Source organism: Nocardia acididurans (assembly GCF_016741815.1).
In the GTDB taxonomy this organism is placed as follows: domain Bacteria; phylum Actinomycetota; class Actinomycetes; order Mycobacteriales; family Mycobacteriaceae; genus Nocardia; species Nocardia acididurans.
Genome location: NZ_JAERRJ010000008.1, coordinates 373094 through 391520 on the forward strand (window position 1 = coordinate 373094; position 18427 = coordinate 391520).

General features: G+C 69.9%; 8 protein-coding genes. 4 read left to right on the forward strand and 4 right to left on the reverse strand.

From position 1 onward, the window contains the following. The first annotated feature begins 10 nt into the window (after positions 1–10). Positions 11–1384, forward strand: a complete 1374-nt coding sequence (locus JK358_RS22760) for a SagB family peptide dehydrogenase (RefSeq protein ID WP_201950004.1) — start codon at positions 11–13, stop codon at positions 1382–1384. Between the two features lie 56 nt (positions 1385–1440). Next, positions 1441–2145 (forward strand): GNAT family N-acetyltransferase, encoded by a 705-nt coding sequence (locus JK358_RS22765; protein ID WP_201950006.1) that lies wholly within the window; start codon positions 1441–1443, stop codon positions 2143–2145. Positions 2146–2214: 69 nt separating this feature from the next. Here JK358_RS22765 and JK358_RS22770 read toward each other — a convergent pair whose 3' ends face one another. Together JK358_RS22770 and JK358_RS22775 are read right to left on the reverse strand one after the other, a co-directional pair. Beyond that, positions 2215–7278 (reverse strand): non-ribosomal peptide synthetase, encoded by a 5064-nt coding sequence (locus JK358_RS22770; protein ID WP_201950010.1) that lies wholly within the window; start codon positions 7276–7278, stop codon positions 2215–2217. Positions 7279–7319: 41 nt separating this feature from the next. Beyond that, positions 7320–11903: a non-ribosomal peptide synthetase gene (locus JK358_RS22775; RefSeq protein WP_201950275.1), complete on the reverse strand. Its 4584-nt coding sequence runs from the start codon at positions 11901–11903 to the stop codon at positions 7320–7322. Positions 11904–12196: 293 nt separating this feature from the next. Here JK358_RS22775 and JK358_RS22780 point away from each other — a divergent pair, with 293 nt between their 5' ends. Beyond that, on the forward strand, positions 12197–12664 hold the full coding sequence (locus tag JK358_RS22780) for an MTB12 C-terminal domain-containing protein (protein ID WP_201950011.1): 468 nt from the start codon (positions 12197–12199) through the stop codon (positions 12662–12664). Positions 12665–12754: 90 nt separating this feature from the next. Here JK358_RS22780 and JK358_RS22785 read toward each other — a convergent pair whose 3' ends face one another. Continuing rightward, positions 12755–16285, reverse strand: coding sequence for a non-ribosomal peptide synthetase (locus tag JK358_RS22785; RefSeq protein ID WP_201950278.1), 3531 nt, complete (start codon positions 16283–16285; stop codon positions 12755–12757). 112 nt (positions 16286–16397) lie between these two features. Beyond that, positions 16398–16997, reverse strand: a complete 600-nt coding sequence (locus tag JK358_RS22790; RefSeq protein ID WP_201950013.1) for a TetR/AcrR family transcriptional regulator — start codon at positions 16995–16997, stop codon at positions 16398–16400. Positions 16998–17058: 61 nt separating this feature from the next. Here JK358_RS22790 and JK358_RS22795 point away from each other — a divergent pair, with 61 nt between their 5' ends. Beyond that, complete coding sequence (locus tag JK358_RS22795) at positions 17059–18408, forward strand: flavin monoamine oxidase family protein (protein WP_201950015.1); 1350 nt, start codon at positions 17059–17061, stop codon at positions 18406–18408. The last annotated feature ends 19 nt before the right edge of the window (positions 18409–18427 follow it).

Sequence of the window (18427 nt, forward strand, 5' to 3'; positions counted from 1 at the left end):
GGAAGCCGAGATGTCCGTGAACACCACGTCCACCCGCGACCGGTATGCCCTGCGCGAGGGTGTCACCTGTCTGCTGACCGCCGACGGCGCGCTGCTGCTGGATCCGCCCAAACGCAAGGATCTGCCCGCGCTGTCGCCGAATCGGTTGCAGGCCATGCGAATTCTCAAGGCCGGTCCGCTGGAGGCCGAGCAGGCGGCCGATCCCGACGTCGGGGCCCTGCTCGACGAGCTGACCGCCGAGGGCTGGCTGGCGACCACCGTGCGCGACGGCGACCGGGAGCTGTACACGATCCGGCCGTTCACCACTCCCCCGGCCCGCTCCGCCGACGGCGATCCGCGCCCCGACACACTCTCGAAATTCGCTCTGCTGCACCGGGACAGCGACGGATTCGTGCTCGAGCATCCGCTGTCCTGGTGTGATCTGCGGGTCCACGACGCGCGGGTGCTGGCGCTGCTGGGCGGACAGTCCCCCGCGGATAGCGGCTTGGACCCCGAGCTCGTCGCCCGGCTCGCCCAGGATCTGCGCTGGGGCGGATTCACCGTCGCCGCAACCGATTCCGAGGACGAGCGCTTCACCACCCGCAGCTGGAGCGCCCCGGACCTGTGGTTCCACCGGCGCAGTACGCTCGGCCCCCGCACCCTGACCTGGGAGCACTTCGGCCCGACCAAGTGGGCGAAACCGTCCTTCCCGCAACCGATCGCGCGCAAGCCCGCGTATCCGGGCGAAGCCGTCGCGCTCACCGCGCCGGACCTGGATTCGCTGCGCATCACCGATCCGAGCCTCACCGATGTGCTCGAGGACCGCTACTCCTGCCGCGCGTTCGACGAGGCCGCGCCGATCACCGCCGATCAGCTCGGCGAGCTGCTCTACCGCGCCGCGCGCACCCGTGGCGTGCGTTCGGCGGGCCCCGGCGAGGAGCTCGTGTCCCGGCCCTACCCATCGGGCGGCAGCGTCTACGAACTGGAGATCTACCCGATCATCCGGCATGTGTCCGGCCTGGAATCCGGTATGTACCACTACGATTCGTTCGATCACGTGCTGCGCCCGGTCGCGCCGATCGATTCCCCGGCGGTGCAGAAACTGATCAGCTCCACCTCCGCCACCCTGGCCGACGGCGGTCTGCCGCAGGTGGTCCTGGTGGTCGCCGCCCGCTCCGGTCGCGTCATGTGGACCTATGAGCAGGTGGCCTACGCGAGCATCCTCAAGCATGTGGGCGTGCTCATGCAGACCGTGTATCTCGCCGCCACCGCCATGGGATTGGGCACCTGCGCCCAGGGCTTCAGTGACACCGCGGCGTTCGTCGGCGCGACCGGCGTCGACGAGCTCGAGGAATGCAATGTCGGCAGCATCATCATCGGATCCCCGGCGGCGAACGCCCGCTGAGGCTCGCCCGCTTCCGCGTACCAACAGATCCATCTACCTGAAGGGAGCCATGCCCGATGGAGCACCACGGGACCCCCTATCGACTGGCCCGTGAGCTGCTCGACGCTCCGGAGGCGATCCGCCGGATCCCCGCGCCCGAGCTGCCGGTCTTCGACGCGTCCTTCGCGCTGCGGCTCGCGGACCCGCAGGGCGACGATCCGGCGATGCTGGAGGAGTGGATGGCCCGCCCGCACCTGCTCGAGACCTGGGAGCAGGCGTGGTCGGCCGACCGCCGCCGCCAGGACTGGGAGGCGCAGCTGGCCGGAACCTATTCGCGCCCCTGCATTCTCGCCTTCGACTTCGCCGCGCTCGGGCAGCCCGAACTCGGGGTGCGCGATATCGCCTATGTCGAGCTGTACCGCGCGGCCCGCGACGAGATCGGAAACCTCTACGATTGCGACGGCCACGACGTGGGCGTGCACATCGCCACGGCCGATCCGGCGCTGACCGGGCGCGGTCTCATGTCGGGCTGGCTGCGCGATCTCGGCGCGGCTCTGTTCGCCGCCGAGCCGGAATGCGGCCGGATCCTGCTCGATCCCGATCACCGCAATATCGCGATCCAGCGCGCCATCACCAAGTACGACTGGCGCAAGATCGGCACCTTCGACGTCCGCGTGGACCGCCGAATCGCGTTGTACGCCAAGACTCGTGCCGGAGCGGCGCTGCCGGTGGCCCGGCCGGAGCTGCTGGTATCCGAGGTGTCGGGCACCGCCACCCACTGAGCGAACCCACCACAGCGAACGGCCCCGGTCGATCCTTTCGGATCGGCCGGGGCCGTTCGGTTCTCGCGGTCAGTCCTGCGCGCCCCAGTCGGCCTGCAGCGCGGCCAGCGCGTCGGAATCCAAGCCCGACAACGACATCGGCGCGTGCTCCGCCGCCGGCGCCTCCTCCGCCGGCGGGTTGGCGATCACCTCGTCCACCGCCGCGGCCAGGTCGGCGATGGTGAAGTGCTCGAATACCAGCTGCGGATTGAGCGGCAGGCCCTCCTCGGTGGCGCGCGCGGCCCACTGGATGGCGATGACGCTGTCGCCGCCGAGGCCGAAGAAGCCGTCGTCCCGGGTGATCTCGGTGATCCCGAGCAGTTCCTCCAGGATGGCCACCAGGGTGCGCTCGGTCTCGGTGCGCGGCGGATCGCCCGCGCCCACGTTGTACCAGTCCGCCGCGGCGGCATTCGCCTCGTGCACCACCGAGCGGCTCGAATCCCAGCCCTCCGGAACCACATTCAGTGCGGCGACCGGCACGTCGGCCTGCTCGGCGAACGCCTCGAGCACCCGGGCGAGCACGTCGACGAACACGTCCGCGGTGGCGGCCTCGTACAGGTCCGGGTTCACCACGATGCGCACGGCCAGCTCGCCGTTGTTCATCACGTTGTAGTCGAAGTGGAAATCCATGAAGGACACGTCGTAGTACCCGGCGATGCCGTTCATCACGACCTCCCCGTCACCGCTGAAATCGTGTTCGGAGACCTGATGCCGGAAGTGCATCATCACCTGGAACAGCGGGTTGCGGGCCAGAGACCGTGGCGGATTGAGGGTTTCGACCAGCCGCTCGAACGGCACGCCCTGCTTGCTGATGGCGTCCAGGGAGGCCTCGCGCACCCGGTCGAGCACCACGCGCGGGGTGGGTTCGCCGGACAGGTCGTTGCGCAGCACGACCACATTGGCGAACAGGCCGATCAGTTCGTCGGTGGCCTCGCCGATACGGTTGGCCACCGCCGCGCCGATCGCCAGATCCTCGCCACCGCCGAGCGCGTTCAGCACCACCGCGCTGACGGCCTGGAACAGCATGAACTCGGTGACGCTGGTCTCCTCGGCCAGTACCCGCAGCCGATCCCAGGTCGCGGCGGAGACGGTCCGCGCGGCGCTGACACCGTTGCGGCCCAGCACCGGTGGACGCGGCTTGTCGTGCGCGACCGCGATCTCATCCGGCAGCCCGGACAGGGCGTCACGCCAGTAGTCGAGTTGCGCCTGCCCGTACGCGCTCACCTGGCGATCCGCGCCGCGATCGAAGATCTCCCGCTGCCACAGGGCGAAATCGGCGAACTGGATGGCCAATTCGGTCCACTCCGGCGCCTGCCCGCGCACTCGCGCCCGGTAGGCGCGGGTGAGGTCCTCGACGAAGATCTGGCAGGACCGGCGGTCGGCGATGATGTGATGCATCAGGATCGACAGCACATGGGTCTGCGGACCGACGGCCAGCAGGCGCAGCTTCAGCAGCGCCTCGGAACCCAGGTCGAACACGTAGGCGGCGTCGGCGTCGAGTTCCGCGCGCAGCCGCTCGGGGTCGGAGCCGATGTCCTCCAGCGGCACCTCGATCGACTCGAACGGGTGGATCAGCTGGTACGGATTGCCTTCGTGCTCAGGGAACGTGGTGCGCAGCGACTCGTGCCGCGCCACCACGTCGTCGAGCGCCGCGCGCAGGGCCGCGATATCCAGCGGGCCGTCGAAACGCACCGGGTAGGTGACGTTCTCACCGTCGATGGCGCCCTCGAGCCGCCGCTGCAGCCAGTACGCGCGCTGCGAGTAGGACAGCGGCAGGTACTCGGGGCGCGTGCGCCCGCCCAGCTCGGGCCGGGTCGCGGTCTGCGGCAGCGCGGCCGCCTCCGCCGCCGCGCCGATCTCGCTGAATTCGTCGATGTCGATACCGAATTCGCTGCGGAACGCCGCGACCAGATGCGCCGCGAGCCCGGTGACCGTCGGCTTGTCGAAGGGCACCCGCATATCGATCTCGATGCCGAACTCGGCCCGGATCATGGTGATCAGCCGCGCCGCGAGCAGTGAGTGACCGCCCAGATCGAAGAAGGAATCGTCCGCGCCGATGGTGTCGCGTTCGAACAGGCTGCCGTACAGGCCCGCCAGCCGGATCTCGGTAGGCGTTGCGGGAGCGCGGTATTCGCGTGCCACCGCCAGTTCCGGCGCGGGCAGCGCACGCTTGTCGAGTTTGCCGTGCGCGGTCAGCGGGATCTCGTCGATCAGCGTGAACGCCGAGGGCACCAGGTGTGCGGGCAGCACCGCCTCGAGGCCGGTGCGCACGGTATCCAGATCCAGCGTGACCTCCGGTTCGGCCACCACGTAGGCGGCCAGGATCGGACCGGAGATCTCGTGCTCGGCGACGATGACCACGCAGTGCGCGACACCCGGGCGCGCGCTGATCGCCGCCTCCACCTCACCGAGTTCGATGCGGTAGCCGCGGATCTTGACCTGCTCGTCGGCGCGGCCGATGAATTCGAGCGCACCGTCGGCGTCGCGGCGGGCCAGGTCGCCCGTGCGGTAGAGCCGCCCGCCCGGCGCGAACGGATCGGCCACGAAGCGTTCGGCGCTCTGACCCGCACGGCCGAGGTAGCCGCGCGCCAATTGCGCACCGCCGAGGTAGATTTCGCCGACCACGCCGTCCGGCACCAGCTGCAGTGCGCTGTCGAGCAGGTAGGCGGTCACGTTCTGGTTCGGGTTGCCGATGGAGACGATCCCCGCGCCCTGCGGACCGGCGATATCGCGGTGGGTGGAGCACACCACGGCCTCGGTGGGACCGTAGTGATTGCGCAGAGTCGCGTCGAAGACTCCGGCGAACCGGTCGGCGACCTCGCCGGGCAGCGCCTCACCGCCGACGACGACGCGGCGCACCGACCGCAGATCGCTCACGCCCGGCAGCAGCAGGAAGGTGGCGAGCATGGACGGCACCATGTGCAGCACCGAGACCTCGTGGCGGGCAACGAATTCGGTGATGTAGTCCAGATCGCGGAAGGCGTTCGGCTTCGGCACGACCACGGTCGCGCCGCTGATCAGCGGGACGAAGATATCGGCGAGCGAGGCGTCGAAGCTCACCGAGGTCGACTGCATCATGCGATCGGCGGGCGTCAGGCCCCACTGGGCCTGGAAGCCGATCAGGTGTTCGGCAATCGCGTTGTGCGGCACCGGAACACCCTTGGGCTTACCGGTCGAGCCCGAGGTGTAGATGACGTAGGCGATATTCGACGGCCGCAGCGGGCGCGTGCGGTCCGCGTCGGCCGGGTCCTGGTCGGAGAGCTCGGCGGCGTCCTGCTCCACCGCGGCGAGCGCCGCCGCGTCCAGCACCAGCGCGGGGGCGGCGTCGTCGAGCAGGTACTCGATGCGGTCGCTCGGGTAGGCCGGGTCGATCGGCAGGTAGGCCGCGCCCGCGCGCAGCACGGCCAGCGCGGCGACGACGAATTCGACCGAGGTCGTCATGCGCAGTGCGACAACGGTTTCCGGTCCGGCCTCGCGTGCGATCAGCCAGTGGGACAGCCGGTTCACCCGCTGTCCCAGCTCGCGGTAGGTCAGCCGCTCGGTATCCGAGACGAGCGCCTCGGCGTCGGGCGTGGCGGCGATCTGCGCGGCCAGCAGATCGACGATGGTGGTGGCGTTGTCGTCGACCCGCGGACCCGAGGAGCGCTCGAGAATACGCGCGTGATCGCCGTCGCGCAGGATGTTCACCGTGCGCAGCGGCCGCTCCGGCTCGGCGAGCGCGCGATCGAGCAGCTGCGCGTAGTTGTCGAGCAGGTCCGCGATGAGATCGCCGTCGAGTTCGTCGACCAGGTAGGTGGCCTCGACCCGCACGCCCGCGTCGTCGAGCACGACCATCAGGCCGAGTTCTTCCTGTCCGACAGCGGTGCCGTAGGGCAGTTCCTCGGCGACCACACCGGGCAGGTCGAAGCGGTTGGCGTCACCGCGGACGCTGAAGCTCAGCTGGACGAGGTTGGCCAGCGCGTCGCGGCCGCCGCTGCGTTCGGCGCCGATCGTGCGGATCACCCGGTCGATACCGACATGCTGGTGACCGAACGCGCCCGCGCTGGTGTCGCGCGTGCCATCGACCAGCTCGGTGAAGGACATGGCCGGATCGGGCGTGGACCGCACCAGCACGGTGTTGCCGAAGTAGCCGATCAGCGCCTGCGAGGCATTGTCGCGCCGGTTGGTCACCGGCACCGATACGAGGAAATCCGTTGCGGCCGTGTAGCGCTGGACGAGCGCCTGGTACGCGCTCAGCAGCACGGTGAACGGGGTCGCGGAGCGGGCGCGGGCGAACTCGCCGACCCGGTCCATCAGACCGGCGGGCAGCTCACGCACCCGGCGATCGGCCTTCGAGGAGCGCGAGAGTGCGCGCGTGCCGGGCAGATCCACCCGTGACGGCACGGGAGTCAGTGCGCCGCGCCAGAATTCGATATCGGCCTCGGATTCGGTGGCGGCGGCGGCCCCGGTCTCGACGTCGATGTACTGGGCGGTCAACGGGGGCAGGGCATTCGCGTCCGCGCCGCGGTAGAGGTGGTTGATCTCGGTGAAGAACACCGGCCACGAGCTGTCGTCCCAGCCGATGTGATGCGCGACCAGCACCAGGATGTGTTCGGCCGCGTCGGTGCGCAGCAGGGTCGCCCGCAGCGGCGCGTCGGCGGAAAGACTGAACGGGCGCGCGAATTCACGCTGGATCAGTGCGGGCAGGCGCTGCTCGCGGGTGGCCTGCGGCAGGGCGGTCATATCGTGCTGTTTGAACGCGGCACCGGCGTCGGCCGAGGCGATCTGGTACGGCTCGCCGTCCTCGCCGACGTGGTAGGTGGTGCGCAGGACCTCGTGGCGGGCGCTGAGCGTCTCGAACGCCTGACGCAGCCGATCCGCGTCGAGCTCACCGGTGAGCCGGTAGGCCACGCACACGTTCATGGCGGTGTCGGCCGGGTCGAGGTTCTGCACGAACCAGATCCGCCGCTGCGCCGCCGACAGCGGACTGGGCGCGCCCGGGTCCCGCGCCGGAACCGGTTCGGGCGCGGCGGCTTTGAGCTGCTGCTCCCGCAGGCGCTGCTGGAGCAGCTGCTTGCGACGCTCGAGCACGGTCTGGGCTGTGTCCTCTGGCATGGCGGTCCTTCGAATCGAAGCGGGTCAGGGAAGTCCGGGTGTTACGCGGTGGGCAGGGCCCGGTCCGCGGTGAGCGCGGTGTGCAGGGTGGTCACCGCCGTGGTCAGCAGCTGGGCGAGCCGTTCGACCTCGGCCGCGGTCAGCACGGTGTCGCTCCAGCGCAGCAGCGCCACCAGCTGCGGGCCGTCCGGCCCGGCGTGCACGCCGCAGATGACGTCGAGGGCCTGGCGCACCGGGAAATCCGGTTCGGGAGCCAGCGGGAGCCGGGTCAGCAGATCCAGATCGGCCACCGGGGCCCACGGCCGGTTCGCGCCGGCGAGGTCCATCCGGCCGAGGAAGTCGAACAGCACCTGGGGTTCGGGTGCGGCGGCGAGCTCGGGGACGGCGGCCTGATAGCGCAGCAGACCGTAGTCGGCGCCATTGTTGGGGACGGCCGCGACCTCGCGCGCGATCGTGTCGAGCAGCTGCCGGACGCGGGCCGGATCCCGCTGTGCCGCAGCGATGTCCAGGCTCTCGGCACCGGCCGCGAAGCGGGCCGGGAAGATACTGGTGAACCAGCCGACGGTGCGGGTGGTGTCGATATCGTCGCCGAGTACGGCATCCTCGCGGCCGTGGCCCTCGATGGCCAGGTACGCGCCGCCGGAGGGGTCCTCCCCGCGTTCGGTGCGCCAGGTCGCCAGCGTCAGGGCGACCGCCGCCAGCAGGAATTCGCGCAGTCCGGTCTGCTCGTCGCCGAGGGCGGCCAGGAGATCGACCGTGCGGGCCGAGTCGACGGCGACCGGGTGGACGCGGTGGCTGCCGCTCACGTCCTGGGCCGGGTCGGCCTTGCGCGCGCCCAGCGCCGGATCCGCACCGGTGGTGCGGGAGATCCAGTAATCCCGTTGTGCGGCAACGTCCTCGTGGCCCGCGCGGGTACGCATCCGGTCGGCCCAGGTGCGGTAGCGGGTGAATTCCGCGGGCGGTGCGATCTCAGCCACGACACCGGCGGCGGCCCCCGCGACCCGCGACCAGCTCTCCTCGAGGTCGGCGCAGATGATGTGCCAGGACACCGGGTCCACCGCGAGGTGGTGGATGGTCAGCAGCAGCAGGTCGGGACCGTCGGCGCGGGCGAACCACACCGCCCGCATCAGCTCACCCGACAGCGGATCGATCTCGCCCGCAACCTTGTCGGCGTGTTCGGCGAGCAGGTCCGCGACCGCGCCGGGCACGGCGACCCGCGTCAGCAGCGCCTCGGCCGAGACGGTCCCGGGCTCGCGCGTGCGCACGTCGTAGCCGGTGGCGGTCTCCACGAACTTGGCGCGCAGCAGATCGTGACCGTCCAGCAGCGCCTGCAGGACGGCGGTCAGGCGCGGCTGGTCCACGCCCGCGGGCAGTTCGAGCAGGGTGCTCAACGACAGTCGCCGGTAGCCGCCGTGCTCGTGCATCCACGACAGGATCGGCACCTCGCCGACCGGGCCGTACCCGTCGTCGGTCGCGACCGGACCGGCTTCGGCGCTCGCGTCGACGCGGGCAGCCAGGTCACGAATTGTGCTCGCGCCCAGCACCATCCGCGGGGTGACCACGATCTGCTTGCGACGCAGGGCGTTCACCAGCGAGATGGCCACGATGCTGTCCAGGCCGAGTTCGATCAGATCGGCCTCGACGCTGGGCTCCGCGCCGCCGGTCAGTTCGGCGATCGTGGCGCACAGCGCGCGTTCGGTGTCGGTGGCCGGAAGCACCACAGCGGTCTGGGTTTCGAAGGCCCGCACCGCCAGCGCCTGCAGCACGCGCGCGTCGAGTTTGCCATTGCTGTTGGTGGGCAGGACGTCGACGCCCAGGATGCGGTGCGGTGTCATGTAGGACGGAAGGCGCTGTGCCAGACCCTTTTTCAACACCTCGTCGGCGGGGTCGATCCCGGTGACGAAGGCGACCAGCACCGGTCCGGACGGGCGACGCACCACCAGCACGGCGGCGGTTTCCACGCCGGGCTGATCCAGCAGCGCCGATTCGATCTCGCCCAGCTCGATGCGGTAGCCGCGAATCTTGACCTGGTCGTCGGCGCGACCCAGGTACAGCAGCGTCCCGGTCCGGCTGCGCCGCACCAGATCTCCGGTGCGGTACATGCGGGACCCCGTGGCGAACGGATTCGCCACGAACCGGTCGGCGGTCTGCGCGAACCGGCCCACGTAGCCGCGGGTGGTCTGGCCACCGGCCAGGTAGAGCTCACCGACCACGCCGTCGGGGACCGGGCGCAGATGCGAATCGAGCACGTAGGCGGCGGTACCGATATTGGGAACGCCGATGGTGGGGGTGGCGCGCGGGTCGTGCACCGAGGCGACCACAGCTTCGACGGTGGTCTCGGTCGGCCCGTAGCAGTTGTAGACGGCGGTATCGGGCATGGCGCACAACTGTTTCCACAGCGCGGGGCCGATCGCCTCGCCGCCGAGGGCGAGCACCGCCAGCGGCGCGGCCTCCCCGCCCAGTCCGGCGGCGGACAGCTGCGCGAACATCGACGGCGTGGTGTCGATCATGTCGACGCCGTGCCGCGCGATACCCGAGACCAGGCCCTGGGCGTCGCGCATGTCCTCCGCGCCGAACAGGTGGACGCGGTGCCCGTCGAACAGGCCGATCTGCGGCTGCCAGGACGCGTCGAAGCTCAGCGACCAGGCGTGCGCGATGGTCAGCGGGCGACCCAGGCGGGCGACCGCCGGACGGTACACGCGCTCGCGGTGATCACCGAAGTAGGCGCTCACGGCGGAGTGGGTTCCGATGACGCCCTTGGGTTCTCCGGTCGAGCCGGAGGTGAAGATCAGGTAGGCGGCGCTGTCGGCCGGCACCGGGACCGCCGCGGTGAGCGGCTGATCGGCGACCAGGTCCGCGTACCCGACGATGCCCTGCTCGACCTCGGGAGCGTCCACCGGCGCGCCGTCGACCACGATCATCCGCGAGCGGGACTGGCGCACAATGGATTCCACGCGGCTGCCGGGCAGGCCCGGGTCGATGGGCACGTATGCCGCGCCCGCCGCCTGCACCGCGAGAATCGCGATCAGGGCGCGCGCGGTGCGCGGCATGGCCAGCGCCACCACGTCTTCCGCGCCGATACCCCGGGCGACCAGGCCCGCCGCGACGCGCAGGACGGCGTCGGACAGCTCGCGGTAGGTGTAGCGCTCGGTGGCGGTGGTCAGCGCGAGCGCGTCCGGGGTCGCGGCGACCTGCCGCGCGAACAGCTCCGGCACCGTCGCACCGTCGACATCCTCGGCCACCGCGCGGCCCGGCTGCGGATGTTCCTGCGGCAGCAGCACATCCAGGGCGGCGCGGCCCCGGTCGCCGAGTTCCGGGAGCTGCTCGAGCACCGCGATCACGCGTGCGCCGACATCCGCGCCGGACAGTTCACCGAGCATGGCGTCGACCGATTCGGTCACCACGGCCAGTTCACCGTCTAGCACGTAGGACACCACGGCCAGCGGGTAGTGGGTCATGCTCTCCGAGGCGATGGGCCGGAAGCCGGTGCCGTCGGCGGCGGCGATGGGACGCAGCACATCCGCGACCGGCGCGTTCTCGAAGACGAACAGCGTGTCGAACAGTGCGCCGCGGCCGCTTTCGCGCTGGATCTGCGAGAGGCTGACATAGCCGATATCGCGCATGGGCGCGGCTTCCCGCTGGAGCGCGGCGAGCGCCCGGCCCACCCCGCCCTCGACGGCATCCAGGGCATCGAGGCGGACGCGCGCCGGAACGGTGTTGATGAACAGGCCGATCATCGTCTCGACGCCGGGCAGATCGTCGGGGCGGCCGGACACCGTGGTGCCGAAGACGACATCGTCGCGATCGGTGAGGCGGCCGAGCACAACCGCCCACGCGTACTGCACCACCGTGTTCATGGTGAGCCCGTTGGCGCGCGCCCACTGCTGCAGGCGTTCGGTGGCGGCGGCGTCGAGGGTCTGCTTGTCGATCGTCGGCACGATCGTATTCACTTCGGAGTCGGCGCGATCGGCGAGCAACAGCGGCTCGGCCTCTGCCAGATAGTCCGACCAGCTGCGCAGGGTGGCCGCGTTGTCGCGGGCGGCCAGCCAGCCGATGTAGTCGCGGTAGGGGCGCGGGGCGGTCAGCGCGGCGGGCGAGCCGCCGGCGGAGTACATGGCGAACAGTTCCCGGAAGAACACGCCCAGCGACCAGCCGTCCATGAGGATGTGGTGGGCGGTGAGGATCATCCGGTGGGTACCGTCGTGCAGGGCGACCAGCACGATGCGCATGACCGGACCGGCGGCCAGGTCGAAACCGCGGCGCGACTCCGATTCGCGGATGGCCTCGAATTCCCGTGCGTCGGCGCTCCGTTCGAACCAGGGCAGCTGCGCCGCGGCGGGGATGATCTGCACCGGCTTGGGCACGTTGCGATCCCAGAAGGCGGCGCGCAGATTGGCGTGCCTGCGCAGGATCTCCTCGGCACTGCGTCGCAGCACCGCCGCGTCCAGCGGTCCGGTGATCTCGACGACGAACTGCATGAGGTACAGATCGCCCTCGCCCGCGACCTTGGCCAGCGAGAACAGGCCCTCCTGCAGGGGGCTCAGCGCCAGCACGTCCTCGATCTTGGGTGGTGTCGCGGGCTTGCCGGTGGGTCCGCTGCCGGAGGTGGTGGATTCAGATGGCAGCGGCACGAGAGCAAACTCCTGGCAGACAAGTCAACGTGGACAGCTGTCGCGGGCGAATTCGCCTGCGACATGCCCGGTTACGCCGCCGTCCCCGGTGGGGGTCGGGCACACGTTAAACCAAGGCAAGCCTACTATAGGGAAGGCTCACCTTACTAGCTACACGGGGGCTGCCGTGACGGTCGGCGCCAGCGACTTCACAAATACAGTACCTTTGCCTAGCCTTACCTAAATGCGCGATGGAACGCTGTGGCGTACTGGTTGCGCCCAACGGATCCCGAGATCGGAGTACCCAGATGAGCAGTAAGAGAATTCGTTTCGGCGCCCTCGCCTTCGCCGCCGCGGCAGTGCTGGGAACCGTCGGTTCGGTGACCACCGCGACCGTCGCGAACGCCGCCCCGGCCTTCTCCCCCATGCGCGCGCAAGCTCCCAGCACCGGCGAACTGCGCTCGGGCCTGGCAGTCGCGTTCAACGCCAACGCCTCCCGTGCCGCACGCGCCGCCGAGCTGGAAGGCGGCGAGTCCGGCCTGCCCGCCTTCGACCGCGCGGCCATGCTGATCTCGATCGCCCCCGCCAGCTGGCGCTGGGACGTGACCGGTCCGGTCACCCAGAACGGCGACGTCACCTCCGCCGTGCTCTACACCGCCACCGACGGATACGAGCCGTGGACCTTCGACGTCACCTGGAAGCTCATCGACGGGAAGTGGAAGTTCAGCCGCGAATCGACCTGCACCATCGCGAATTTCGTGGGCGCGTCCTGCTGAGTTCGAGAATGTGATCTTCGCCGCGCGGGCGGAGATCAGCGCGAACGGCCCGCCGAATCGGCGGGCCGTTCTGCTGTGTCCCGGCACCGATTATTCGACCGCCAACACCTGCTCGTCGGTCATCGCGGCGATATCCAGGTACAGCTGCGCGACCGCTTCGAGCCGATCCGGATGTCCCAGTTCGGTTTCGCGGGCCAGCAGACGCTGGGCCAGTACCGCCACCGTGCGGCCGATCAACAGATCGCCCACGAGGGCGTGATCGACATCGAGCCACTCCCGCACCCGCGCGACCGTGGTGGTCGCGAGCACCGAATCACCACCCGCGCTGAAGAAGTCGTCGTTCGGGCCGATCCGCTCGACGTTCAGCACCTCGGCCACGATCGCACACAGGGCGCGTTCCAGGTCGGTGCGCGGTTCGGCATCCAGATCGTCGGACGCCGACGGTGCGAGCAGCGCGGTCACCGCGCGGCGGTCGAGTTTCCCGTTGGCGGTCAACGGCATCTGCTCCAGCAGTTCCACGCGCGTGGGAATCATGTAGCCGGGCAGCACATCCGGGAGCGTGGCGAGCAGTTCGTCCGCGGTGCCGTCGAATCCGGCCACGGCGGCCACCAGGCGCGGCGCACTCGTCCCGACGATCGCCGCGACGGCGTGCCGGACACCCGGGGCGGCGCGCAGCGCACTCTCGACCTCACCGAGCTCCACCCGGTACCCGCGGATCTGCACCTGATGGTCTGCGCGACCGAGGAATTCGATGGTGCCGTCCGGCCAGTACCGGGCCATGTCACCGGTGCGGTACCAGCGCAGGCCCTGGTATTCGACGAACCGCTCGGCGGTCTTCTCCGGATCGTTGCGGTAACCGGCGGCGACATTCGCGCCGCCGACCCAGAATTCGCCGGGCACCCAGTCCGGGCAGTCCCGCCCGGCCGAACTCACCACGCGGCAGCGCACATTGCGCAGCGGGACGCCGAACGGCACCGTGCGCCAGTGCGCGGGCGGATCCGAGACCTCGCAGATGGTGTTGTGGATCGAGGTCTCGGTGGCCCCGCCCAGACCCGAGAAGCGAGCGCCGGGAACCTGTTTCGCCAACCGGCGGGCCAGATCCGCACCCACCCAGTCGCCGCCGAGGGTCACCGCGCGCAGGGAATCGCCGAGGGTGTCGCCGCCGATCTCCAGGATCATGTCCAGCATGCTGGGCACGCAGTTGAGGATCGACACCCGGTGCGCGCGCAGCAGTTCCACCCAGCTGGTGGCCTCCTCCCGCTGGCGGGCGGTCACCGAGACGATCGAGCCGCCGACGGCGAACATGCCGAAGATGTCGTACACCGAGGCATCGAATTCCAAGGCGGACAGGGCCAATACGCGGTCCCGGTGATCGACGTCGAACCAGATGTTGACCGCGTCGATGGTGTTCATCGCGCCGCTATGCGGGACGTCGACGCCCTTGGGGACGCCGGTGGAGCCGGAGGTGAACAGCACGTACGCGATCGACGACGGATCCGGGAGCACCGGCTCCGCCAGCGGTTCGGCATGCATGCGCGCCTGCGACAGCGGAATACACCGCACCTGCGCGTCACCCATATCGCGGCCGTCCGCGACCAGGGCGGCCACCACCTCACCGGTGCGCAGGATCTCCGCCCGCCGCTTCACCGGCTGGTCGAATCCGATCGGCACGTAGGTCGCGCCCGCCGCCAGCACGCCCGCGACGGCGAGAATCTGCTCCGGCCCCTTGGGGAGCTGCACGGCGACGGTATCGCCCGGCACCACGCCCGCGGCGCGCAGCTCGCCCGCGACCGCGAGGGCCTGGTCGGCCAGTTCACGGTAGCTCCAGCCACCGTCGACACCGTCGATGGTCCACACCACCGCCGGGGAGTCCGGCGTGCTCGCGGCGTGCTCGAACAGTCCGGTGTGCAGGGCGCGCCCGGAGACCGGGCCGTCGGTGGCGTTCACCGCCGCGCGAACCTTGCTCTGTTCCAACGGCAGTCGCACCGCCGCTTCGGCCGCCCAGCCGGACTCGTCGGCCAGACGCGCGACGGCCGCGGTGTAGGTGGCGAACATATCGGCGACCATGCCCTCGGGGAATGCCGACTCACGGACGTCCCAGTTCAGCAGCAGGCCGCCGCGCACCTCGGTCACCTGTGCGTCCAGCAGCACCTGCGGTCCCTGCGAGATGATCCAGACCGGCTCGCCGAAGGTGTCGGTCACCGAGTCGGCGAACAGCTCACCCAGGTTCAGCGCACTCGTGTAGACCACGGGCGCGAGCACCGGCTCACCCCGGTAACGGCCCAGGTCGCGCAGCACCTCGAGGCCGGAATAGGCAGTGTGCGAAGCGCTTTCGTGCATGGTGCGCTGCAGCTGGCGGGCGCGGTCGGCCACGGTCACATCGGCGGAGACGTCGACCTCGAGCATGATCGAGGAGGTGAAGTCGCCGATCACCCGATCGATATCGGTGGAGACCGGTTCCCGGTGGAACAGCGGCACATTCAGCAGGAAGCGGCTCTGCGCCGACCAGCCGCCGATGGTGTCGGCGAAGACGGCCGCCAGGGCCATGGCCGGGGTGATGCCGCGCGCGTGCGCCGCGTCCAGCAGGCGCTGTTTGGCCTCGGCCTCGAGCCAGTAGTTGTAGCGCACGGTGCGGTGCGGGTCGGTGCGCTCCGACACCGGAATGGTGGGAAGTTCCGGGGCAGAAGGCATTTCGGTGAGCCGGTCCTGCCACCAGGCGCGGTCGCGTTCGCGCGCCTGCGCATCGGCGGTGCGCTCGGTGCGGTAGCGCCGGTAGCTGTAGCTCTCCGGTGTCAGCATGCCGCCGTGGTAGAGCTCGGCCAGATCCGAGATCAGCACCCGGTAGCTCATCGCGTCACCGGCGAGCATGTCCACATCGAGGTGCAGGCGGGTGCGACCGTCCGGCAGCAGGGTCAGGGCGATGTCGAGCACCTGGCCGTCCTCGATGGCCAAGCGCTGGTGAGTCTTCTCCTCGCGCAGTCGTTCCAGCTCGTTGCCGGCCTCGGCCTCGGACCGGTCCCGCAGATCGACCAGCTGGTAGGTCGGGCGACCCGGCGCGTTCATCGTCTGCTGGGTGCCGTCGGGTAGGAATCGGGTGCGCAGCATGGGGTGCGCGGCGACCAGTGCGTCGGCCGCCTGCTCGAACCGCACCGGATCGACTCCGGCACCGTCGAATTCGACGTAGAGGTGCGCGGCGACGCCACCGAGATCCTGTTCGTCGGCGCGGCCGATCCAGTAGGCGTGCTGCATGGTCGCCATCGGGAACGGCTCGAACTCGGCGTCGTCCGCGGGTGCCGACGGCGGCGAATCCTGTTGGGTGACGGTATTTTCCGGCTCGGCGACGGGGGCGGCGGCTTCCGGCCCCCCGAGCAGGTTCGCCCACTCGGCGACGGTCGGCGACTGTGCGAGCTGCGCGAAGTTGATATCGGCGCCGCGCTTGCGCCATCCGCCCGCGAGTTTCATGGTCCGGATGGAGTCCAGGCCCAGCTGGATCAGGTCGGCGTCATCGGCGATCTCGGCGGCGGGAATTCCCAGCTGCGCGGCGATCGCCTCGCGGATCTCGCCCGGACCGATCAGCGAACCGGCCCGGGTGCCCGCCGAACGAGCCGATCCGTCACCCATACCCTGTGCTGGCTCCATGTGCCGCTTTCACTCCTTGTGCGCCACCCGCCGATCGTTGGCGGGCCTGATATCTCTGCCATCAGACTAACCCACCAACAAAGGTTTGCCTTACCTAGCTTCCCGGCGACAGGGCCAATCCGCCCAGGAGGTCGTGTACGAGGCGCTGCGCCTGCGCGCGAGCCTGCCGCGGATCGTCGTTCTCGGTGATGTGCAGGGACAGTTCGGTGAGCGCGCCGTAGAAGGCGGCCGCGATGAGCTCGGCGGGATGGGTGCGGATCAGGCCCGCTTCCAGCAGGGTCCGTACCGCGTCGACGATCAGGCCGCCGAGATGGCGCTGGTCCAGCTCACGCCAGCGCTGCCAGCCCAGGCCGATCGGCCCCTGGAGCAGGACGATGTGGCGATATCCCGGTTCGGCGCAGATGTCGAGGAACTCCGCCACACCCCGGTCGACCCGGTCGAAGGGTTCGGACGCCGATTCGATGGCCGCGCGAATGCGTTGCGCCGCACGGCTTTCCAAGTCATCGACCACCGCCTCGAAGAGGCCGCGCTTACCGTCGAAGTGGTGGTAGAGCGCGCCGCGGGTCAACCCGGCGGCACGGACCAGTTCCTCCGCGGCCAGGTCGGCGTAGTCGCGTTCGGCGAACAGGCGGCCGGCGGCTTCGAGCAGGGCCTGCCGGGTGTTCTCCGCATACCTCCCGCGAAAGGATTCCATACAGAATGAATATCACATACAGTCTGTATGTCAGATACACGTTGTATGAAAGCCGGTTGCCATGGAGAAGTCAGTGGAAGTCGTCGTGATCGGGGCCGGAATCGCGGGCCTGGTCGCCGCCCGGGATCTCGCCCGCGGCGGGGCCGAGGTGCTCGTCCTCGAGGCGCGCGATCGCGTCGGCGGGCGGCTGCTGAACGAGGAGTTGCCCGGCGGCGCACCCATCGAGGTCGGTGGCCAGTGGGTCGGGCCGGGGCAGGACAGAATTCAGGCGTTGATCGACGAACTCGGCCTGAAAACCTTCCCCACCTACGACGAGGGCCGCCATATCGCCGAAATCGGCACGGGGCGTTCGGAATACCTGGGTCGCATTCCCAAGCTGAACCCCGTGGCGCTGGCCGACTTCGCCCAACTGCAATGGCGGCTGGACCGGCTCGCCCGCCGGGTGCCGACCACCGAACCCTGGCGGGCCGAGCGCGCGGCCGAGCTCGACGCGCAGACCTTCGCCAGCTGGCTGCAACGCGCCGGGCACACCGATGGGGGACGCAGCTTTCTCCGGGTGATCACCGAGGCCGTCTTCTCCGCCGAACCGGAAGACCTTTCCGCACTGTGGGCGGCGTTCTACATCAATGCCGCGGGCGGGGTCGACGCGCTGATCAACACCCGGGGCGGCGCACAGCAGGACCGCATCGCCGGGGGCTCGCAGACCATCGCGGTGCGGTTGGCCGAGGAGCTCGGAGACCGGGTCGTCCTCGACGCGCCGGTCACCGATATCGATTGGGACGCAGCGGGAGTCAGGGTGAGCGCGGGCGCGCTGACGGTGCGCGCCCGTCACGCCGTCGTCGCCGTGCCGCCACCGCTCGCCGCCCGCATCCGCTACTCCCCCGGGCTGCCGGGTGATCGCGACCAGCTCATCCAGCGCATGCCGATGGGCCGGGTCATCAAGTTCAATGTCGTCTACGACGAACCGTTCTGGCGCCGTGCGGGTTTGAGCGGTCAGGCCAACAGCGACCAGCGCGCGCTGGGCACCGTCTTCGACAACACACTGCCCGAGAATTCGCCCGGCGTGCTCGTCGGCTTCTTCGAAGGCCGCCACGCCGATATCGGTTCCCGACTGTCCGCCGCCGACCGCCGCGCCCGGGTATTGGACGACCTGGCGGGGTACTTCGGACCGCAGGCGCGCGAACCCATCGCCTTCATCGAAAGAGATTGGGCCGAAGAGGAATTCAGTCGCGGGTGCTACGGCGCGTTCACCACACCCGGCGCCCTCACCCGGTTCGGCCCCGCCCTGCGCGCACCGGTCGGTCCGCTGCACTGGGCGGGCACCGAGACCGCTACGCGCTGGGCCGGGTATATGGACGGCGCCGCGGAATCCGGGCACCGGGTCGCCCGCGAGATACTTAGGTTTGACTAACCTAATACCGCGACGTAGC